This is a genomic window from Haloarchaeobius iranensis (assembly GCF_900103505.1).
Taxonomy (GTDB): domain Archaea; phylum Halobacteriota; class Halobacteria; order Halobacteriales; family Natrialbaceae; genus Haloarchaeobius; species Haloarchaeobius iranensis.
Map to the genome: position 1 here is coordinate 1 of NZ_FNIA01000016.1, position 16,316 is coordinate 16,316.

The 16,316-nt window shown below is 66.8% G+C and carries 23 protein-coding genes, 1 tRNA gene and 1 pseudogene; 17 read left to right on the forward strand and 8 right to left on the reverse strand.

What is annotated here, in order from left to right; translation table 11 throughout:
• A pseudogene (locus tag BLT27_RS13320) lies at positions 1 to 245 on the reverse strand (IS5/IS1182 family transposase); the annotation flags it as partial.
• A 166-nt stretch (positions 246 to 411) separates the two neighbouring features.
• Positions 412 to 1,017: a DUF6498-containing protein gene (locus tag BLT27_RS13325; RefSeq protein WP_089734697.1), complete on the reverse strand. Its 606-nt coding sequence runs from the start codon at positions 1,015 to 1,017 to the stop codon at positions 412 to 414.
• A gap of 200 nt (positions 1,018 to 1,217) precedes the next feature.
• On the opposite strand from BLT27_RS13325, the gene BLT27_RS13330 reads away from it, so the two are divergent.
• Positions 1,218 to 1,823 carry a site-specific integrase gene (locus tag BLT27_RS13330; RefSeq protein ID WP_089734699.1) on the forward strand — a complete coding sequence of 202 codons (606 nt, stop codon included), beginning with the start codon at positions 1,218 to 1,220 and terminating at the stop codon, positions 1,821 to 1,823.
• A gap of 40 nt (positions 1,824 to 1,863) precedes the next feature.
• Here BLT27_RS13330 and BLT27_RS13335 read toward each other — a convergent pair whose 3' ends face one another.
• The 4 genes from BLT27_RS13335 to BLT27_RS13350 form a co-directional block, all read right to left on the reverse strand.
• Entirely contained in the window at positions 1,864 to 2,181 is a 318-nt protein-coding gene (locus BLT27_RS13335; protein ID WP_089734701.1) for a cupin domain-containing protein, read from the reverse strand.
• Positions 2,182 to 2,354: 173 nt separating this feature from the next.
• Positions 2,355 to 3,098, reverse strand: coding sequence for a DNA-directed RNA polymerase subunit epsilon (locus tag BLT27_RS13340; RefSeq protein ID WP_089734703.1), 744 nt, complete (start codon positions 3,096 to 3,098; stop codon positions 2,355 to 2,357).
• 164 nt (positions 3,099 to 3,262) lie between these two features.
• Positions 3,263 to 3,580: a DUF7521 family protein gene (locus tag BLT27_RS13345; protein ID WP_089734705.1), complete on the reverse strand. Its 318-nt coding sequence runs from the start codon at positions 3,578 to 3,580 to the stop codon at positions 3,263 to 3,265.
• 2 nt (positions 3,581 to 3,582) lie between these two features.
• Complete coding sequence (locus BLT27_RS13350; protein ID WP_089734707.1) at positions 3,583 to 3,927, reverse strand: winged helix-turn-helix domain-containing protein; 345 nt, start codon at positions 3,925 to 3,927, stop codon at positions 3,583 to 3,585.
• 150 nt (positions 3,928 to 4,077) lie between these two features.
• On the opposite strand from BLT27_RS13350, the gene BLT27_RS13355 reads away from it, so the two are divergent.
• From BLT27_RS13355 to BLT27_RS13365, 3 genes are all read left to right on the forward strand, one after another.
• Complete coding sequence (locus tag BLT27_RS13355) at positions 4,078 to 4,608, forward strand: DUF7523 family protein (RefSeq protein ID WP_089734709.1); 531 nt, start codon at positions 4,078 to 4,080, stop codon at positions 4,606 to 4,608.
• Positions 4,609 to 4,695: 87 nt separating this feature from the next.
• Complete coding sequence (locus tag BLT27_RS13360; protein ID WP_089734710.1) at positions 4,696 to 5,412, forward strand: queuosine precursor transporter; 717 nt, start codon at positions 4,696 to 4,698, stop codon at positions 5,410 to 5,412.
• 320 nt (positions 5,413 to 5,732) lie between these two features.
• The gene (locus BLT27_RS13365; RefSeq protein ID WP_089734712.1) at positions 5,733 to 6,119 is read left to right on the forward strand and encodes a PaaI family thioesterase; all 387 of its coding nucleotides are present in this window, start codon (positions 5,733 to 5,735) and stop codon (positions 6,117 to 6,119) included.
• Positions 6,120 to 6,320: 201 nt separating this feature from the next.
• On the opposite strand, the gene BLT27_RS13370 is transcribed toward BLT27_RS13365, so the two are convergent.
• The gene (locus BLT27_RS13370) at positions 6,321 to 6,953 is read right to left on the reverse strand and encodes a helix-turn-helix domain-containing protein (protein ID WP_089734714.1); all 633 of its coding nucleotides are present in this window, start codon (positions 6,951 to 6,953) and stop codon (positions 6,321 to 6,323) included.
• A 133-nt stretch (positions 6,954 to 7,086) separates the two neighbouring features.
• On the opposite strand from BLT27_RS13370, the gene paaA reads away from it, so the two are divergent.
• The 10 genes from paaA (at position 7,087) to BLT27_RS13415 (ending at position 14,196) form a co-directional block, all read left to right on the forward strand.
• The gene (gene paaA / locus BLT27_RS13375; protein WP_089734716.1) at positions 7,087 to 8,031 is read left to right on the forward strand and encodes a 1,2-phenylacetyl-CoA epoxidase subunit PaaA; all 945 of its coding nucleotides are present in this window, start codon (positions 7,087 to 7,089) and stop codon (positions 8,029 to 8,031) included.
• 4 nt (positions 8,032 to 8,035) lie between these two features.
• Positions 8,036 to 8,365 carry a 1,2-phenylacetyl-CoA epoxidase subunit PaaB gene (paaB, locus tag BLT27_RS13380; RefSeq protein ID WP_089734718.1) on the forward strand — a complete coding sequence of 110 codons (330 nt, stop codon included), beginning with the start codon at positions 8,036 to 8,038 and terminating at the stop codon, positions 8,363 to 8,365.
• Positions 8,365 to 9,237, forward strand: a complete 873-nt coding sequence (paaC, locus tag BLT27_RS13385) for a 1,2-phenylacetyl-CoA epoxidase subunit PaaC (RefSeq protein WP_089734720.1) — start codon at positions 8,365 to 8,367, stop codon at positions 9,235 to 9,237. The genes paaB and paaC overlap by 1 nt, the downstream gene beginning before the upstream one ends.
• The gene (paaD, locus tag BLT27_RS13390) at positions 9,230 to 9,700 is read left to right on the forward strand and encodes a 1,2-phenylacetyl-CoA epoxidase subunit PaaD (RefSeq protein ID WP_089734722.1); all 471 of its coding nucleotides are present in this window, start codon (positions 9,230 to 9,232) and stop codon (positions 9,698 to 9,700) included. The genes paaC and paaD overlap by 8 nt, the downstream gene beginning before the upstream one ends.
• Positions 9,697 to 9,864, forward strand: a complete 168-nt coding sequence (paaE, locus tag BLT27_RS19850; protein ID WP_175526465.1) for a 1,2-phenylacetyl-CoA epoxidase subunit PaaE — start codon at positions 9,697 to 9,699, stop codon at positions 9,862 to 9,864. The genes paaD and paaE overlap by 4 nt, the downstream gene beginning before the upstream one ends.
• Before the next feature lie 532 nt (positions 9,865 to 10,396).
• Entirely contained in the window at positions 10,397 to 11,251 is an 855-nt protein-coding gene (locus BLT27_RS13395; RefSeq protein ID WP_089734724.1) for an NOP5/NOP56 family protein, read from the forward strand.
• A complete protein-coding gene (locus tag BLT27_RS13400; RefSeq protein ID WP_089734727.1) occupies positions 11,248 to 11,910 on the forward strand; it encodes a fibrillarin-like rRNA/tRNA 2'-O-methyltransferase in 663 nt (220 codons plus the stop codon). The genes BLT27_RS13395 and BLT27_RS13400 overlap by 4 nt, the downstream gene beginning before the upstream one ends.
• Before the next feature lie 51 nt (positions 11,911 to 11,961).
• Positions 11,962 to 13,047: a glutamate--cysteine ligase gene (locus tag BLT27_RS13405; protein ID WP_089734729.1), complete on the forward strand. Its 1,086-nt coding sequence runs from the start codon at positions 11,962 to 11,964 to the stop codon at positions 13,045 to 13,047.
• Positions 13,048 to 13,094: 47 nt separating this feature from the next.
• Entirely contained in the window at positions 13,095 to 13,643 is a 549-nt protein-coding gene (locus BLT27_RS13410; RefSeq protein WP_089734731.1) for a helix-turn-helix domain-containing protein, read from the forward strand.
• Positions 13,644 to 13,707: 64 nt separating this feature from the next.
• Positions 13,708 to 14,196, forward strand: a complete 489-nt coding sequence (locus BLT27_RS13415; protein WP_089734733.1) for a phosphopantetheine adenylyltransferase — start codon at positions 13,708 to 13,710, stop codon at positions 14,194 to 14,196.
• 1 nt (position 14,197) lies between these two features.
• Here the strand turns inward: BLT27_RS13415 and BLT27_RS13420 are convergent, their stop codons facing one another.
• Positions 14,198 to 14,506: a transcription initiation factor IIB family protein gene (locus tag BLT27_RS13420; protein WP_089734736.1), complete on the reverse strand. Its 309-nt coding sequence runs from the start codon at positions 14,504 to 14,506 to the stop codon at positions 14,198 to 14,200.
• Between the two features lie 87 nt (positions 14,507 to 14,593).
• On the opposite strand from BLT27_RS13420, the gene BLT27_RS13425 reads away from it, so the two are divergent.
• The 3 genes from BLT27_RS13425 (at position 14,594) to dacZ (ending at position 16,291) form a co-directional block, all read left to right on the forward strand.
• Positions 14,594 to 14,677 (forward strand) — tRNA-Leu (locus BLT27_RS13425).
• A 233-nt stretch (positions 14,678 to 14,910) separates the two neighbouring features.
• Positions 14,911 to 15,414: a type IV pilin domain-containing protein gene (locus BLT27_RS13430; RefSeq protein ID WP_089734738.1), complete on the forward strand. Its 504-nt coding sequence runs from the start codon at positions 14,911 to 14,913 to the stop codon at positions 15,412 to 15,414.
• A gap of 64 nt (positions 15,415 to 15,478) precedes the next feature.
• On the forward strand, positions 15,479 to 16,291 hold the full coding sequence (gene dacZ / locus BLT27_RS13435) for a diadenylate cyclase DacZ (RefSeq protein ID WP_089734740.1): 813 nt from the start codon (positions 15,479 to 15,481) through the stop codon (positions 16,289 to 16,291).
• Positions 16,292 to 16,316: the final 25 nt, after the last annotated feature.

A 16,316-nucleotide genomic window follows, 5' to 3' on the forward strand; every position in this document is an offset into this window, starting at 1 on the left:
TAGAGTGTGGTGAAGTCAGGCATATCGTCCGGATCTAGGCCAAGTGCGTCACAAATCTCGGTCATGTACTGTAGCCGATTCGGTGTTTCACGGTAGCTGTGGCCGTCTTCGAGCCGGAAACAATGGAGAACGACGTGCTTCCAGCGGGCGAACCCGCCGCTGGCGGGCTCGCCCGCGTGCTTTCCCAACGCTTGTTTGACTAGCTGCCGACACTGCTCAACGAAGTCGAGGAGATCAACTTCCATAGCCAGAATCGATTTCCTCGGCTTCGCCCTTCTAACCCGTGACAACCGTCGATTAGATCGCTATTCAACACGGCAGATTAATCCATATTGGGCTGTGTTTCACGCTTGTAGTTCAGTCTGAATCTGTCGGGAGCGGAGCAACCGACGCCTCGCCACGGGGTGGCTGTCACGCGGTGTAGCGCTCGTCGGCCGACAACGGTATCCAGTCGTGGTCCCAGACGTGGACGAGAATGTCCAGTAGCGTCTTCAGGGTGACGAGCGTCCATATCATCCAGTACGCTCCGCCGTAGAACGCGATACCGACTGCCCCGGCGATGATGGCGAAGTTGAGCGGCGCGAGATGCAAGAACAGTTTGACCAGCAGACTGTTCGTCGTGGCCTGGCGGAACTCGCCGCTTTCGAGGAAGTCCTGACGATAGGAGACGACGTGATTTGCTGCCAGGCTGCCGGCCGACAACAAGAGCATCGCTAGCGAGAGTAGACCCAGACTGGTGAGTTCGATGCCACTGAAGAAGGCGACGAACTTGCTGTATATCCACCAGCACCAGGCGTAGCCGCCCAGAAAGAACGCGGTCTTGACGAAGCCCCTGACGCTCCCGGCGTGCCGTATCTTCGCCACGGACACGACCGCGACGATTGCACATTCGACCCAGTAGAGGAAGAGAACGACGCCAGCGTCCCACCCCACCAGGACGACTCCGACGAGCGTGAGCGCGTTCGCGAACACTAATCTGGCCACAGCGGTCCAGGTCCCCGACCGTGAACGCCACATGATACATATGTGAGCTTATGTTACCAAAGGCCTTGCTGATTCATACTACGACTGTAGGGTTACCGCTGTTTCGTGCTTGTGTGGAAGCGTGCAACGCCAGCCACCGGCCTGAACTGATTCGGTCGAAATCCGGCGTCTCACGAGACACCCCTGCCAGCGGGGGAAGACTCTAGGTGCACAACTTTCTAGAGAGGCGTGCAATGCGGAGTGAGAGAAACAAGGATGGGTCCTTCTCGGTATGGATGACCCGCGACGAGTATCACGAGCTGCCCCGCGCCGCAGACACCTTCCAGCGAGAGATCGCCATCCGCCTGATGGGCGACTGCGGGCTCCGCGTCGCCGAGGTCCTCGACGTCGAGCCGAGACACATCTCGCGGAAGTCCGACGGCACGCACTACGACCTGGAGGTCGTCTCGGGCAAGGACACCACGGGCGAGTACGAGGGCGGGAAGCACCGCGAGACCTGGCTCCCCCGCGAGCTCGAGGCGCTCATCAATCGGTACTGCCAGCAGCACGACGTCGACGACGATCAGGTGCTCATCGACAGGGGCAAGCGCACGGTGCAGTACTGGGTCGAACAGGCCGCCGAGCGCGCGGTCGAGGAGACCGGCGACGAGGATTATCGACGTGTGTCGACGCACGATCTCCGGCGTTGCTGGGCGAACCACCTGCTCGTCGAGGAGAACGTGAGCCCGCGTATCGTGATGGCGCTCGGTGGGTGGAGCAGCTACGACGCGATAGAGCCGTATCTGGCTGCTCCGACCGAAGAGAACATAATTGGCAGTATGAGCGAAGTCTCGTTATGAAGCCGAATATGCGAAGCCCCCCGGTTGTCTTCGTGGCCGGTCAGCCGGATCCGGGCATCGGACACAGGCTCGCGGTGAACACGGCCCGTTCCTCGGTATCGTTGCGTGCGCCGTGGACGACGCCGCGGTCGTGCTGGACGACGCCCGGCGCTTCGACGACGGTCTCCTCGTCGCCGCGAATCACGGTGACCGTGCCCGCCACCACGTGGAAGACGTTCGTGGAGTCGGCGTGCTCGTGCGGCGTCAACGCCGCGCCCGGGCCGAGCGCGAACGCCTTCACGAGCACGTCGTCCGTCACGACGACCTCCGCGTCGAGGACCTCGCCGTCGTCGGGGTCGAGCTGTGGATAGCTGTCCATGGCGGACGCGTCGACAGGTGACTGCAAAACGTTTCCCCCGTTGTCGCCCTTCGAGGTCGTCGGCGAGTTCGAGGTACTCTGTGTCGAGCAGACGGTGACTGCCGTCGAGACGGTCGTTGGCAGTCTCGGAGCCAACCCGGACACCGCGACCGACGAGGTGGGGGCGGCGAGAATCAGGCCGACTCGCCGTCCTCGGCGGGCGGGTCGGTGCGGATGGGCGGCAGGCTCGGGTCGCGGTAGGGCGAGCGGCCGAACACCGCGCCATCGAGCGCTTGTTCCTCGAGCTGGTCACGCAGGGTTCGGGTGAGCCGGTTCACGGCGGTCACGTCGAGGCCGTGCTCGTCCATCAACAGCCGGAACTGCCCGTCGTCGGTGAGGGACTCGAACCGTTCCGAGAGCGCGGCGAGCTCCTCGGGCGACCGTTCGCTCACCCACTCGTCGTCGTGGAGGCCGAGCCGACGTTTGCGTTCCTCGTCGACGACGTGGCGGATGACCACGAGCGCGACGCGCTGGATCGCGCGTTGGCTGCCGAACGCGGTGAGGTCGAGGTCGGCCATGATGCCCAGCGCGCGGTCGCGCTCCCAGGGCGTCAGTGCGAGGTTGTTGCAGAAGGCGTGGGTGATGCGGACCTTCTCGAGCCGGTGCATCCGCTCGCTGTGGCCGGCCATCGCGGGGTGTTGCTCGTCGTGGAGGCGGCGGAGGCTCTCGCTCACGTCCTCGTGTTCGTGGCGGGGGCGGCCGATGAGCGTCGCGCTCGGCGTGACGACGTCCCACCGCCGCACCCGCTCGTCTTTCACCGCGTCGATGCGGCCGAGCGAGCCGTCACCCGGGCCCGCGTGGACGTCGCGCGGGTCGCGCCGCTCCGGTGGCTCGCTGGAACGAGGATCGGCCGCTGGCGGCACTGCGGAGTCGGTCATTCGACTCGCCGTTGCGGCTCCAGGGTATAGAAAGGCAGGGCTCCACGTCGCGCTCGTTTTCCTCCGGAGAATCGCTCACTATGAGCCGTTATCGCGAGAAGCACTTAAACGAATCCGGGCGGCCGCCCGGGACGGACCCGCGGTGTCACGAAGGGCTCGAACCGCTACCGCGAGTACAGCGAGTAGAGGATGCAGCTCAGGCCGGCGAGCTGGGTCACGCGCACGAGGACGGTGTGGGCGTCCCGGTACGCGAGGGGGATGATGCCCTCTCGGAGGAGGATGCTCCCGCCGAAGGAGATGCTGTAGGTCACGGCCGTCAGCAGCAGCAGGCCGATGGAGAGCAGCTGCATCGGGCGGCTGTCGTGCCGGCGAAAGCCCCGGTAGGCCTGATAGCCGATGAGCAGGCCGATGGCCGTCGAGAGCGTTGCGAGCGCCACGACCAGCGCCTGCACGGGGTCGCCGATGAGTGTGAGCCCGAGCATGGTCAGAGTCTGTGCCACATGTCGGTGAACGTGTCCGCGACGTCCTGTTCGGTTCGCTGTAGTTCCATGTCGAATTCGCCCTCCGTGAGTTCGACCGAGAGCCGCTCCAGCGTGGCGAGGTAGACGCTGTAGTGGTTGCCGTCGTCCTGGAGACGGGTCTCCTCGCGCAACAGGCCACACTCCTGCAGGGACTCGGTCCGTCGGTACACCGTCGGCAGCGAAGCGTCGCACTCCTCGCTCAGCGCCTTGGCCGACTTCGGCCCCTCGCTGGTGGCTTCGAGGATCGCGCGGGCGTACTCGTCGTCGAGCAGCGCGACGACGTCCGAGAGCGCCGGGTCCTCGGTCACTGCCACCGGGTTCTCGTCCGTTCACGTAAAAACTGTCCGTCGTGTTCCGGGTCGGAAAAACCGACTGCGGTCGGGGTTCGGCCGGGGACCCGCCGAGGCCAGGTCCCGGGGACCGGGGTGTTTATCGGGGGCGGGGACTGGATTCACAGTATGACGCTCGCGGCACGGACACGAGAGGCAGCGGCTGCACATCCGTTCCTCGTCGACGCGCTTCGCGCCGGCGTCGTCAACTACGCCGCGGCGGCGCGGTTCGTCGACGTCGAGGGGGAGCCGGAGGCAGTCGCGACTGCGCTTCGCCGATACGCGGAATCGCTCCCCGACTACGCGCCGTCGTCCCCCTCGGTCCGGGTGACGATGCAGCGCGGACTGGGTCGCGTCGGTGACGGCGACGGGGCAGCGGACGACGGGTCGGACGAGGCAGTCCTTCGCGTGAACGGCGCGGGGTACGGCCCGACCGACGACGGGGACCGGACGGCGGTGCTCGCGACCGGCGCGGTCGATGCCGCCTTCGCCGCGGCCGCCCTCGACCGCCTCGCGCTCGCGGACGTGACCGTGCACGCGATGGGCTTCGACGGCGAGGCGCTCGTCGCACTCGTCGGCCGGCGAGCGGGAGCCGACGCCATCCGGGCCGTCGAAGCCGCTGCGGGGTCCGTCCCAGACCGGCCGTCTGCCGACGACTGAGGTGTTCGCCCGCGGCTGTCGAGACTCCCCGGACGACTGGGGCGAACCAGAATCCTCAAACGAGTCGCGGGAGTTCGCTCGATAGATATGGCTGACCCGATTCGGAAGGGCGACGCAGCGGACGTCGGACAGATCGCACTCGTGGGGCTGTTCATCACGGCGCTGGCGACGGCACAGGTCACGGCGAGCAAACTCCTCGCGTTCGGGATTCCGCTCTCGCTCCCGCATACCGGTGACACGCTGATACTGCCCGGTGCGGCGCTGGCGTACGCGCTGACGTTCTTCGCGAGCGACTGCTACTCGGAGGTGTACGGTCGTCGCGCGGCGACGGCGATGGTGAACGTCGGCTTCGCGATGAACTTCGTCGTCCTCGTGCTGGTCTGGAGCACCATCGCCTCGCCCGTGGCCGGCAACAGCCCGGTCGCGGCGTCGACGTTCGAGACGGTGCTCGGCGCGAGCACGAACATCGTCGTCGGCTCGTTGCTGGCGTACGTCGTCAGCCAGAACTGGGACGTCTTCGTGTTCCACCGACTCCGTGCGGCGACCGACGGCGAGTCGCTGTGGCTGCGCAACATCCTCTCGACGGCGACGAGCCAGGCCATCGACACGGTCATCTTCGTCACGGTCGCGTTCTACGTCGCCCCCAGGGTGTTCGGTGTTGGTGGTGGCCTTCCTGTCTCGGTCATCTTCGCCCTGATGGTCGGGCAGTACGTGTTCAAGCTGCTCGTCGCGGTAGCCGACACGCCGTTCGTCTACGGCGTCGTGTCGCTCGTCGAACGGTACGAGGCGAACCAACTGGAGTAGCAGAGCCCTACTGACGGCCTTCGGGCCGCTACCGCTGGCCGGAAACCGCAAGCCGGCGATGGAACTCTCTCTGGGGTGGTAGTTCCAGGAAGGGGGGTTGGGGGGAGTATGGGGGTGGCGACAGCACTTCACTGCGTTTCGCCGTCTGCACCTTGGGTGGGCAGGTAGGTAATCTTTAACTCTAATCACTTAGTGTCCAATCGAACCGGCATCTAAACAGTTAGAGTCGCGATTCGGGCTCGGTGGGGAACACGATGCGAAGAGTGGTTCGGACGTGGGGTTCCTGAAGGGTTAAGAGGATGCACCGAGCAGGGCGGAACATGGACATCGAGTCTTTCTTCGAGGAGATGCCGTTCGCCGACCTCCTTGGCGTCGAGGTGACCGAAGCGACCGACGGCCACGCGGAGGGTCGCCTGGAGATGCGCGAGGAGCTCTCCTGGAACGCCGACCAGCTGATGGCCCACGGCGGGGTGACGTTCACGCTCGCGGACACCGTCGGCGGGGCGGCACTCGTCTCGCTCGTCGACCAGCCGGTCCCGACGATAGACATGCGTATCGACTACCTGGACGCCGGCACGGGCGACCTGTACGCGGAGGCGGACGTGGTCCGTTGCGGCGGCGACGTCGGCACCGTCGACGTGGACGTGTACGCCGCGTCCGACGACACCCTGATCGCGGACGCCAGGGGCGTCTACAAGACCGGGTAGTCGAGCGGCCCGCGGACGGCGGCTGACGGTGTCCGAGGCGTCACCCGGTGCTCGCCGACGCGGGCCGAACGAACACCCGTAAGGGGCCACAGATTTGGACGCGTTCTCGGACTGACCTGCCGCGTGGACTGGCGACCGACCACCGAGTACCGTTCGCGGTGACCGGTTCGGTGGCCCGGGACGAGTCGCGGGTCGCCTCGACTAGTCGAACACCTGCGCCATGAGCGCGGCCTGTCCCCGGCGGAGCCGTTCGAGGAACGCCGACTTGCCGATGCCGAGCTCCGCCGCGACGTCGCCGGCGTCGGCCCGGCGCGGCACCTCGAAGTAGCCCATCTCGTTGGCCAGCCGGAGTGCCTCCTCCTGTGCGGGCGTGAACCCCCATCGCCGAGCGACCGCCTCGTCGTCCTCGCTCCCGAGTGGGTAGATGCGTTCGAGGGTGACGCCGACGGCCTCCCCCGCGGCCTCGAGGACACCTTCGAGCACATCGTAGCCGACGACGGCACCGGTGTAGGTCTCGACGCCGTCGGCGTAGCTCAGTGCCTCCGCCATGAACCCCGCGTCCGTCAGCTGGTGGACGACGCAGGGATGCTTGGAGAGACAGCGGTAGTTGACCCGCTCGTCTGTCGAGGAGGCGTGGAGGTACCGGATGCGTTCGTCGGCGTCGAGCACCGGCGCGATGGCGGGGTCGCCGGTGAACTGGAGGAGCGCGTTGCCGTCGGCCCGACGCTGTGGCGGCTTCGCCTCGACGGTGGTGTCCGTCTCACGCGTCGCGGTCGCGAGCGGACAGTCGTCACCCGTCACCGCGAACTCGACGACGAGGCACTCCTCTATCATGGAACGGGGTTCGCAGTGTGGACCTATGGTGTTGTCGTCGAGCCGAACATCTTGCCGCGGGTGGTATATAAACCCCACACATAGACGGGTTAACCTGTTAGTCGTTGGGCTCCGAAAATTGGGATGAACTATCATGGATATCGAGGAGGTCAAACAGCGGGCAGGACCGCGGGAGTTCAGTCCGAAGGACGAGATGCCGGAGGAGTACCGGAAGGCGGCGACCCGGATGATCCAGTTCCACGCGAACTCCGAGATCATGGGTGCGTACCTGGAGAAGCCGTTCATCCGCCAGGCACCGAGCCTGGACCGCAAGCTCGCGTTCAGCGCGAAGGTGCAGGACGAAATCGGGCACGGACAGCTGCTCTACCGGGCGGCCGAGAGCCTGGGCATCAAGACCCGCGACGAGATGCTCGACGAGCTCGCCGAGGGGAAGGGGAAGTTCCTCAACTGCTTCCACTACCCGATGGAGAGCTACGTCGAGACCCCGATGATCGCGTTCTTCGTCGACGGGGCGGCGATGCGCCGGCAGGCCACACTCAAGTCCACCTCGTGGGAGCCGTACGCCCACGCCATGGACAAGGTCTGTTTCGAGGAGGGCTTCCACGTCAAGCACGGTGAAGCCATCCTCTACGAGCTGATGACCGGCTCGAAGAAGGAACAGGAGATGACCCAGGAGGCGTTCGAGAAGTGGTGGCCGCGTATCATCCAGTTCTTCGGCCCCACCAACGAGAAGTCGACCCACCACGGCTTCGCCAGCGAGGTCGGGCTCAAGCAGATGAGCAACGACGACCTCCGGACCGCGTTCCTCAACGCCTACATCCCGAAGGCCGAGAAGTACGGCCTGGAGATTCCGGACGAGCCGCGCATCTCGAAGAACGACGACGGCACCTACGAGGTCGTCGAGGAGGACCTCGACTGGGACGAGTTCTTCACCATCGCGAAGAACGACTACGAGCCCGGCGTCGGCCAGATCAACGGCCGGAAGGCCGCTCAGGACGCCGTCGAGTGGGTCCGCGAATCGCTCGACAGCCACGAGAACCGGCTCTACGGTTCCAGCCAGCCGCAGGCGGCAGACTGAGACCATGATCTGGGAAGTATTCAGACAGGAGAAGTCGGGCGACTACCACAAGCACTGTGGGAACGTCCACGCACCGGACCGGGAGATGGCACTGCTGTTCGCCGAGGTCCAGCACGGGCGCCGCAAGCCCACGAACAGCCTGTGGGTCACCCCGCAGAAGGAGATCGGCGAGGTCGACACCGAGGACACGGCCTTCGGCGGGACGACCGACAAGTCCTACCGGTGGGCCATGACCTACAACTTCGAGGCCGCCGCGTCCGAGGTCGAGGAGTCCGAGAGCGAGCAGGCGACGGCCGACCGCGAGCGCAAGGCCCAGATCGAGGGTGGTAGCTGATGGCGGCCGTCGAGGAGCTCTCCGAGCCCGGTGAGCTGACCGCCGAGGAGCGCGAGGCCGTGCAGCACCAGCTGTTCCGGCTGGCGGACGACGAGTTCGTCGTCGCCGAACGCTACACGGAGTGGCAGGTCAAGGCTCCGACCCTCGAGTCGGACCTCGCGTTCTCGAACATCGCACAGGACGAGCTGGGTCACGCCCGGCTCTGGTACGACCTGCTCCAGGACTGGGGGGCCGAGGAGTCCGAGCTCATCTGGGAGCGCGACCCGTCGGAGTGGCGTCACTCCACGCTGGTCGAGCTGCCGTTCGACGAGGGCGACTGGGCGGACCCGGTCCTCCGCTCGTACCTCTACGACGTGGCCGAGGACATCCAGCTCCGCGCGCTGCAGGACTCGTCGTACCCGCGCATCCGCGACCGCGTCGGGAAGATACTCGGCGAGGAGGACTACCACCGCGAGCACGCGGCGAACTGGCTCGAACGGCTCTGCGAGGAGGACGAGAGCCGCGAGCGCGTCCAGGCGGCCCTCGACCGGCTGTTCCCGTACGCACTGACGCTGTTCGCGCCGACCGACGAGGAGGTCGAGGACCGCATCGACGACCTCGGCATCCGCACCGAGCCGCTCGTCACCATGCGCGAGGAGTGGCTCGACGAGGTCGTCCCGTACCTCGAGTCGCTGGGCCTCAGTATCGACGACGCCGAACTGCCCGAGCAGTACGACGTCCACCACAACCAGTTCGACCTCCCCGATGCCGTCGGCCGCGACCAGTCCCACACCGACGACTGGTACGACCTGCAGGAGGATTTCACGCACTCGTACCGGGAGCTCGGCCGCACCAGCGCCGAACGCATCATGAAGGACCCCGACGATGAGTAACGCCTACGACACCGACATCCCGGACTCGGTCGACCCAGTCGACGACGACTGCGTAGAGCCCGCCGGGGAGGCCTGTGCGTACACCGAGTACGTCGAGGGTGAGGCGTACGACGACGTGCCCGCGACCGGCGAGGGTGCCGAGGGCATCGAACGCGACGTCTGGGACACCCTATACGAGATCGAGGACCCGGAGATGCCGATCTCCATCGTCGACCTCGGGCTCATCTACGGCGTCAGCGTCGACGACACCGACGACGGCACCGTCGCCACGGTCGACATGACGCTGACGTACTCGGGCTGTCCCGCACGGGACATGCTCCAGGACCAGATGCAGGAGGCCGTGGAGGCCGTCGAGGGCGTCGACCGCGCCGACCTCCGCCTGGTCTGGTCGCCGGAGTGGAACCTCGAGCTGGTGACCGAACAGGGCGAACAGGACCTCCGCGAGTTCGGACTCAGCATATGAGACGCGCGGACCCATCCGTCACGACCAGCGGCGACATGGAGGGAGCCGAGTGTCCGTACTGCGGCTCCGAGAACACCGTCCGCGACCACCCGAAGGGCCCGTCGCTCTGCCGGTCGATGCACTACTGCAACGACTGCGAACAGCCCTTCGAGAAGTTCGAATAACCGGCCTGTTTCCTCCGCTTTCGGCAGTTTGGGCGGCCGCTCACGCTGATGATTCGGTCGCACCGACCACGCGCCGGTGCGCTGCCGACACCGTCCACCCGGGCGTTCCGGGGGTTCCGGTACCGGCGAGTCACTCCCGAACCACAGCCGCAGCTCCGGGTTCACGTTGCGGTACGTGCTGTCGCAGAGAGAATCGTGCGGGCGCTCAGTTCGGTCCCGCTACCTCGAGTGTGTAGTCAGAACGGATCCACGCGTCCTCGTTCTCCGAGTCGAAGATCTCGACTCGGCCGTCGTCGGATTCGCGTGCTCTGAATCTCGTGTCGATAGCTTGGGGGCCGTCTGCGGTCGTGTCGTTCGCGCTGTTCATAGTCTCTGTCGGGCGTTGTGGCCCGAATCGCGGTATCAAATGGAGACGGGTCCGCAGGCATAAGCTTTCCGCCGTGACTGGTTCCGGCCTCCAAACCCTTTAATCACGTTCTAGGACTGGAGCGAGTCGGTGGCCTTTACTCGTCTGGCAGGCGAAGACGCGTCCATGACAGGAGATGGGTGGTTCGCTGGCTGCGATGCCGGCGACACCGCCACGGGGGCAGAGCACGTCCGCGAGGGCCGTGCCGACGCGCCGGCGGACTGGCCCGCACGGGCCGTCGAGTCCGGCTTCGCACCCGACGAGGAGACGTACTACACGGCGCTGCACGAGGCCTGCGTGGCCGCCACACGGGACGAGGCCACCGAGGCCGAGCGCGCCGGGGACCAGCAGCTCGTCCACGCCGTCCGCGCGATGGACGACTGCATGCGGACGGCCAACGAACTCGCTGAGCGGCTGAGCGAGTGGGCGGGTGCGCTGTTCGACGCGGACGGCGGCGGCGTCGAGTTCGCGAGGGCGGTCGCGGACCGCGAGCCGACGACGCCCGACGAGGAGCGCGCGGTGTCGCTCGCCGGGCGCGTGGTCGACCTCGCCGACGAGGCTGCGGACCTGGAGGCGTACGTCGAGACCCGCGCACCGACGGTCGCGCCGAACCTCGCCGCGATGGCCGGGCCGGTGCTCGCCGCGCGGCTCGTCGCGCTCGCTGGCGGGCTGGAGTCCCTCGCGAAGAAACCCAGCGGGACGGTACAGGTGCTCGGCGCTGAGGACGCGCTCTTTGCACACCTCCGTGGTCACGCGTCGTCGCCGAAACACGGCGTCATCTACACCCACGAGTACGTTCGAGGGACGCGGCCGGCGGACCGCGGGTCCGCTGCCCGTGCGGTCGCCGGGAAGCTGGCCATCGCCGCCCGCGTCGACCACTACTCGGGCGAGCGCAAGCCGGAACTCGACGCCGAGCTGGACGAGCGCATGGCGACCATCCGGGCGCGGGCCGAGGACGACGAGGAGGGCGACGACGGATGACCGCGACGCCACTCGCCGACGGCGGCGACGGTCACCTCCCCGACGGTGTCGAACCCAGGACGTTCGACGGCGACCAGCGCCTGGCCACCCGCGGCGAACCGGTGTACGGCGAGCCCGTGCAGGACGGCTGGCGAGCGTGGGACCCCGGTCGCTCGAAGCTCGGGGCGATGCTGGGCCGCGGGGTCGAGACCGGGTTCGCGGGCGGCGACACCGTCCTCTACCTCGGTGCGGCCAGCGGGACCACCGTGAGCCACGTCGCGGACTTCGCCGGTCCGACGTACGCCGTCGAGTTCGCGCCCCGCCCGGCACGGGACCTCGTGCGGGCCGCCGAGAGCCGGCCGAACCTGTTCCCCCTGCTGAAGGACGCCCGCAAGCCGGCGACGTACGCCCACGTCGTCGAGTCGGGTGTCGACGTGTTGTTCCAGGACGTGGCGACGCGGGGGCAGGGCGAGGTCGCCTGTCGGAACCGCCAGTTCCTCGCGGACGACGGCTGGCTCGTCGCCACCATCAAGGCCCGGAGCGAGGACGTGACGGGCCCCACCGAAGTCACGTTCGGCCACGTCGTCGAGACAATCGAGTCCGAGTACGAGGTCGTCACCACGGAGCGGATGGACCCGCTCCACGAGGACCACCTCGCCGTCGTCGCGCGTCCGCGGTGAAGCTGCCCGACTCCGCACGCCTTTTGAGGCATCCCCTCGAAGGGTTGTCCGATGGAGCGAGGGTCACCCGACGCGTTCGCCGAGCAGGGAACGCTCGGGGTCGAAGAGGAGTTCTTCGTGGTCGACGAGGCCGGCTACCCCGTCTCGGGCAGTGACGAGCTGGTCTACGAGGGCGAGCGACCGGCGCGACTGGCGGACCGCCTCGACCACGAGCTGTTCAAGACCGTCATCGAGACACAGACACCGAAGTCCGAGAGCCTCGCGGCGGCGCGGGAGAACGTCCACGCCGTCCGGGAGGCACTCGTCGAGTACGCCGCCGAACACGGCTTCCGGGTCGCGGCCGCAGGGCTGCACCCGGCCGCCCGGTGGCGCGAACTCGAACACGCAGAGAAGGACCGCTACCGGGCCCAGCTCGAACGCATCCAGTACCCACAGCACCGGAACACGACCGCCGGGCTGCACGTCCACGTCGGCGTGGACGACCCCGACAAGGCGGTCTGGGTGTCGAACCGGCTGCGCTGGCACCTCCCGGTGATGCTCGCGCTCTCGGCGAACTCGCCGTACTGGAACGGCTACGACACCGGGCTCGCCTCCGCCCGCGCGAAGATCTTCGAGGGACTGCCCAACACGGGGATGCCCACCGCGTTCGCGGACTACGAGGCGTACCAGCGCTTCGAGAACCGGATGATAGACAGCGGGTCGATCAACGACCGCGGCGAGCTCTGGCACGACGTGCGGCCCCACTCCGGCCACGGGACCGTCGAGGTGCGGACACCGGACGCGCAGGCCGACCCCGCTGTCGTCCTCGCGTTCGTCGAGTACACCGAGGCGCTCGTGACCGACCTCTCGGAGCGGTACGAGGACCTGGCGGCCCCCGACGGCACGGACGGCTGCATGCGCCGCGAGGTGCTCGACGAGAACAAGTGGCGGGCGCTCCGCTACGGCCACGCCGCCTCGTTCGTCGAGCGCGAGGGAACTGGCACGGTCGACCTCGGCGAGGTCGTCGACCGCGAGTGCGACCGACTCGGCGTCTCGGGCATCCGCGACGTGTACGACGCCGACAGCGGGGCCACCCGGCAGCGACGCGTCCTCGAATCGGAGGGTCTCGACGCGCTCTGTCGGGAGCTCCTGGTGTGAGCAATGGGTTTTTACCACTCCGAGGCTTGTGTCCTCCTGTAGAGGACATGTCTTCTGACGACACAGACCACGACGAGCACGTGACCGACGACGAGTTCGAGGACTTCGACGACCGATCGAGACGAGACAGGGCCGTCGAAGGGTTCGACCAGGGCCTCGTCGACCTCCTCTCGTGGGTACTCGACACCGAGACCCGCGCGAAGATCTACGTCTACCTCCAGAAGCGCCCCGGCAGTACGAGCGAGGAGATCGCCCAGGGGACGGGCCTGTACCCCTCCACCGTCCGGGAGGCGCTCGCCGAACTGCACGACGAGGAGAAGGTCCACCGCGAGAAGCGCGAGAGCGCCGGCGCGGGGAACAATCCCTACGAGTACACGGCCATCCCGCCGAGTGAACTCGTGGGCGGTGTCGTCGGGCAGGTACAGGAGGAGCTGAACACCGTCTTCAACCTCGACAAGGTGCTCGACGAGGAGCGCCGCAGCGAGGACAGCACGGCCGAACCGGTCACGATAACCGTCGAGGAGGTCTCCGACGCGGACGCGGACGACGGCGACGGGGACTCGACGGCAGAGGACGGCCAGCCCACGTCGGAGTAGTGCTCGCCGACGGCCGACCCACGCTTTCGACTCTTTTATTGCACGGGCAGGCTTTGGCCCGTGCATGAAAGTCGCGCTGGGCGGGACGTTCGACCCGGTGCACGACGGGCACCGTGCACTGTTCGAGCGAGCGTTCGAACTCGGCGACGTGACGGTCGGCCTGACGAGCGACGAGCTCGCTCCGAAGACCCGTAACGTCGACCGATACGTCAGGCCCTACGACGAACGAGCCGCGGCCCTCGAACGGGAGTTGACAGAACTCGCCGCGGAGCACGACCGCGAGTTCGAGGTGCGCGAGCTGACCGAGCCCACCGGTATCGCGACGGAACCACAGTTCGACTATCTGGTGGTCTCGCCCGAGACCCGCGACGGCGGCGAGCTGGTCAACGAGGTCAGGCGCGACCGCGGCCACGAGCCGCTCACCGTGGAGGTCGTCGACCACGTCTACGCCGAGGACGGCGAGGTCATCTCGAGCACCCGAATCGTCGAGGGCGAGATCGACGAGCACGGCAACCGCACGCCAGAGCGCGACGGCCGCGACGCCACTCGGTAGCTCACCAACTGGGCGGCTGCAACCCGGCCGACTCGAGGACATCCTTCCACCGTTGCTGAATCGACAGCCGTGAGACGCCCGCAGCCTCGGCCACCTCGGTCTGGCTGCGGCCCTCGCTCGCCACCAGCGCGCCGGCGTAGAGACTCGCCGCCATCGCCGGCCCTTTCGAGCGGTCGGACTCCGGCACCGAGGAGAGGAACATGTCCACTGCGTACGAGCGTGCGTCGGCGCTCAGGTCGAGTCGGTCGGCGGCGGCCTCTATCTCGGCCAGCCACTCCTCGTTCTCGACCTGGTCCCGTGCGCTGTACATGCCCGGTCGTAGCGCGTTCTCGTACATAAATCGCCTGCCGTTGGAACCCGACAGGTTCTTACAGCCCTCGGGTGAAATTTGGGCCGAGCGCGGGTAGCCAAGCCAGGAAACGGCGCAGCGCTTAGGACGCTGTCCCGAAGGGGTCCGCCGGTTCAAATCCGGTCCCGCGCACTGAGCGAGGGAGCGCAGCGACCGAGCGAAGGAGCAGGACCGGATTGTGAACCAGGGAGAGACAGTGCTGCAAACCCGGCTCGGAGGGCGTCCCGAATCACCACGAGCTATTCGACGAGTTCTCAGTTTCAGAAAAGGAATTCGCCGGACGTATCTTAATATTCGAAACTGAATCTGGATAAAATACGCACTCGGCCAGCAGGTATTAATACTCGAATGGCCATGTCCCGCGTATGAGAGGGCAACGAGGTGTATCGTCCGTGGTGGCGACGGTGCTCCTCATCGCGGTGGTGCTGGTGGTCGCGGTCGCCGCGGGGAACTTCGCGCTGCAGTTCGCGGACAGCACGCAGGAGCCGGCACCGCAGGTCCACGCGTCGATGACGCCCATCGAGGCGTCGGACGGCTACCTGAACATCACGAAGAACGGCGGGGACGAGCTGCGGGTGGCGGAGCTCGAGATCCAGATCCGGAACGCGAGCGGCGGCGGGACGGTCCGCCTGGTGAACCTCCCGGCGACCGGCGGCTCGCTGAACGGCACGACCCTGGAGGGCGATGCGGGCATGGTCACCAACGCGAGCGGTGTCATCGTGAGCACCGACGCGAACGTCGAGTGGACTGCTGGCGACGAAATCGGCGTCGAGCTGCCGAACGTCGACGCCGGCGACAGGCTCGTCGTCCGTATCATCCACCCCGAGACGGACAGCATCGTCTGGGAGGAGACCGTGACGGTGTCGTAGGCGTTCTCTCGGCGTCGTGCCGGCCCCGCAAACCTTTTTCATACCCGCTTTGTTGGTTTTCCCAATGGCGAACATGGCAGCGTTGTTCGGCGAGATCTTGTCGGACGTCGATACGGTAGTGCTCTTCTCCCCGAGTGGGTCTTACTACGAGCGGTTCTCGGAGGCGGAGGACCTCGACGTCCTCGTGGTGGGGACCGAGAACGCCGTCGGTGCGGAGACGTTCGTCGAACTACCGCTCGAGTTCGAGGAGATCGCCCAGCGAGTGCGCTTCGGCCTGGAGGGCGCGCTCGAAGCGGGCTACATCGACGACGGCGACGTGTTGCTCTGTGCGACGAGTGTGTTCGATGGGAGCATCGACACCGTGTCGCGGGTCCGTGCCGACGGGTCGAGCCAGTCGGGCGTGTACGACCTGTTCTCGAGTTCGCGTGCGGAGCCGGCCGTCATCAAGGACGTATTGGAGCTGGCGGTCGAGCTGGGGAAGAAAGGCCAGAAAGGAAAGCCCGTCGGCGCCCTGTTCGTCGTCGGCGACGCCGGGAAGGTCATGAACAAGTCCCGTCCGCTGTCGTACAACCCGTTCGAGAAGTCCCACGTCCACGTCGGCGACCCCATCGTGAACGTGATGCTGAAGGAGTTCTCCCGGCTGGACGGCGCGTTCGTCATCTCCGACTCGGGGAAGATCGTCTCGGCGTACCGCTACCTGGAGCCGTCGGCCGAGGGCGTGGACATCCCGAAGGGCCTGGGCGCGCGCCATATGGCGGCCGGTGCCATCACCCGGGACACGAACGCGACGGCCATCGTGCTCTCCGAGAGCGACGGGCTGGTACGGGCGTTCAAGAACGGCGAACTGTTGCTGGAGATCGACCCGGAGGACTACTAGGGATGTCCGTGCTCGGTGGCTTGCT

Coding starts and splice junctions, on each gene's coding strand:
- BLT27_RS13325 (WP_089734697.1), bottom strand. CDS start 1,017: ATGTGGCGTTCACGGTCGGGGACCTGGACCGCTGTGGCCAGATTAGTG.
- BLT27_RS13330 (WP_089734699.1), top strand. CDS start 1,218: ATGCGGAGTGAGAGAAACAAGGATGGGTCCTTCTCGGTATGGATGACC.
- BLT27_RS13335 (WP_089734701.1), bottom strand. CDS start 2,181: ATGGACAGCTATCCACAGCTCGACCCCGACGACGGCGAGGTCCTCGAC.
- BLT27_RS13340 (WP_089734703.1), bottom strand. CDS start 3,098: ATGACCGACTCCGCAGTGCCGCCAGCGGCCGATCCTCGTTCCAGCGAG.
- BLT27_RS13345 (WP_089734705.1), bottom strand. CDS start 3,580: ATGCTCGGGCTCACACTCATCGGCGACCCCGTGCAGGCGCTGGTCGTG.
- BLT27_RS13355 (WP_089734709.1), top strand. CDS start 4,078: ATGACGCTCGCGGCACGGACACGAGAGGCAGCGGCTGCACATCCGTTC.
- BLT27_RS13360 (WP_089734710.1), top strand. CDS start 4,696: ATGGCTGACCCGATTCGGAAGGGCGACGCAGCGGACGTCGGACAGATC.
- BLT27_RS13365 (WP_089734712.1), top strand. CDS start 5,733: ATGGACATCGAGTCTTTCTTCGAGGAGATGCCGTTCGCCGACCTCCTT.
- BLT27_RS13370 (WP_089734714.1), bottom strand. CDS start 6,953: ATGATAGAGGAGTGCCTCGTCGTCGAGTTCGCGGTGACGGGTGACGAC.
- paaA (WP_089734716.1), top strand. CDS start 7,087: ATGGATATCGAGGAGGTCAAACAGCGGGCAGGACCGCGGGAGTTCAGT.
- paaB (WP_089734718.1), top strand. CDS start 8,036: ATGATCTGGGAAGTATTCAGACAGGAGAAGTCGGGCGACTACCACAAG.
- paaC (WP_089734720.1), top strand. CDS start 8,365: ATGGCGGCCGTCGAGGAGCTCTCCGAGCCCGGTGAGCTGACCGCCGAG.
- paaD (WP_089734722.1), top strand. CDS start 9,230: ATGAGTAACGCCTACGACACCGACATCCCGGACTCGGTCGACCCAGTC.
- paaE (WP_175526465.1), top strand. CDS start 9,697: ATGAGACGCGCGGACCCATCCGTCACGACCAGCGGCGACATGGAGGGA.
- BLT27_RS13395 (WP_089734724.1), top strand. CDS start 10,397: ATGACAGGAGATGGGTGGTTCGCTGGCTGCGATGCCGGCGACACCGCC.
- BLT27_RS13400 (WP_089734727.1), top strand. CDS start 11,248: ATGACCGCGACGCCACTCGCCGACGGCGGCGACGGTCACCTCCCCGAC.
- BLT27_RS13405 (WP_089734729.1), top strand. CDS start 11,962: ATGGAGCGAGGGTCACCCGACGCGTTCGCCGAGCAGGGAACGCTCGGG.
- BLT27_RS13410 (WP_089734731.1), top strand. CDS start 13,095: ATGTCTTCTGACGACACAGACCACGACGAGCACGTGACCGACGACGAG.
- BLT27_RS13415 (WP_089734733.1), top strand. CDS start 13,708: ATGAAAGTCGCGCTGGGCGGGACGTTCGACCCGGTGCACGACGGGCAC.
- BLT27_RS13420 (WP_089734736.1), bottom strand. CDS start 14,506: ATGTACAGCGCACGGGACCAGGTCGAGAACGAGGAGTGGCTGGCCGAG.
- BLT27_RS13430 (WP_089734738.1), top strand. CDS start 14,911: ATGAGAGGGCAACGAGGTGTATCGTCCGTGGTGGCGACGGTGCTCCTC.
- dacZ (WP_089734740.1), top strand. CDS start 15,479: ATGGCGAACATGGCAGCGTTGTTCGGCGAGATCTTGTCGGACGTCGAT.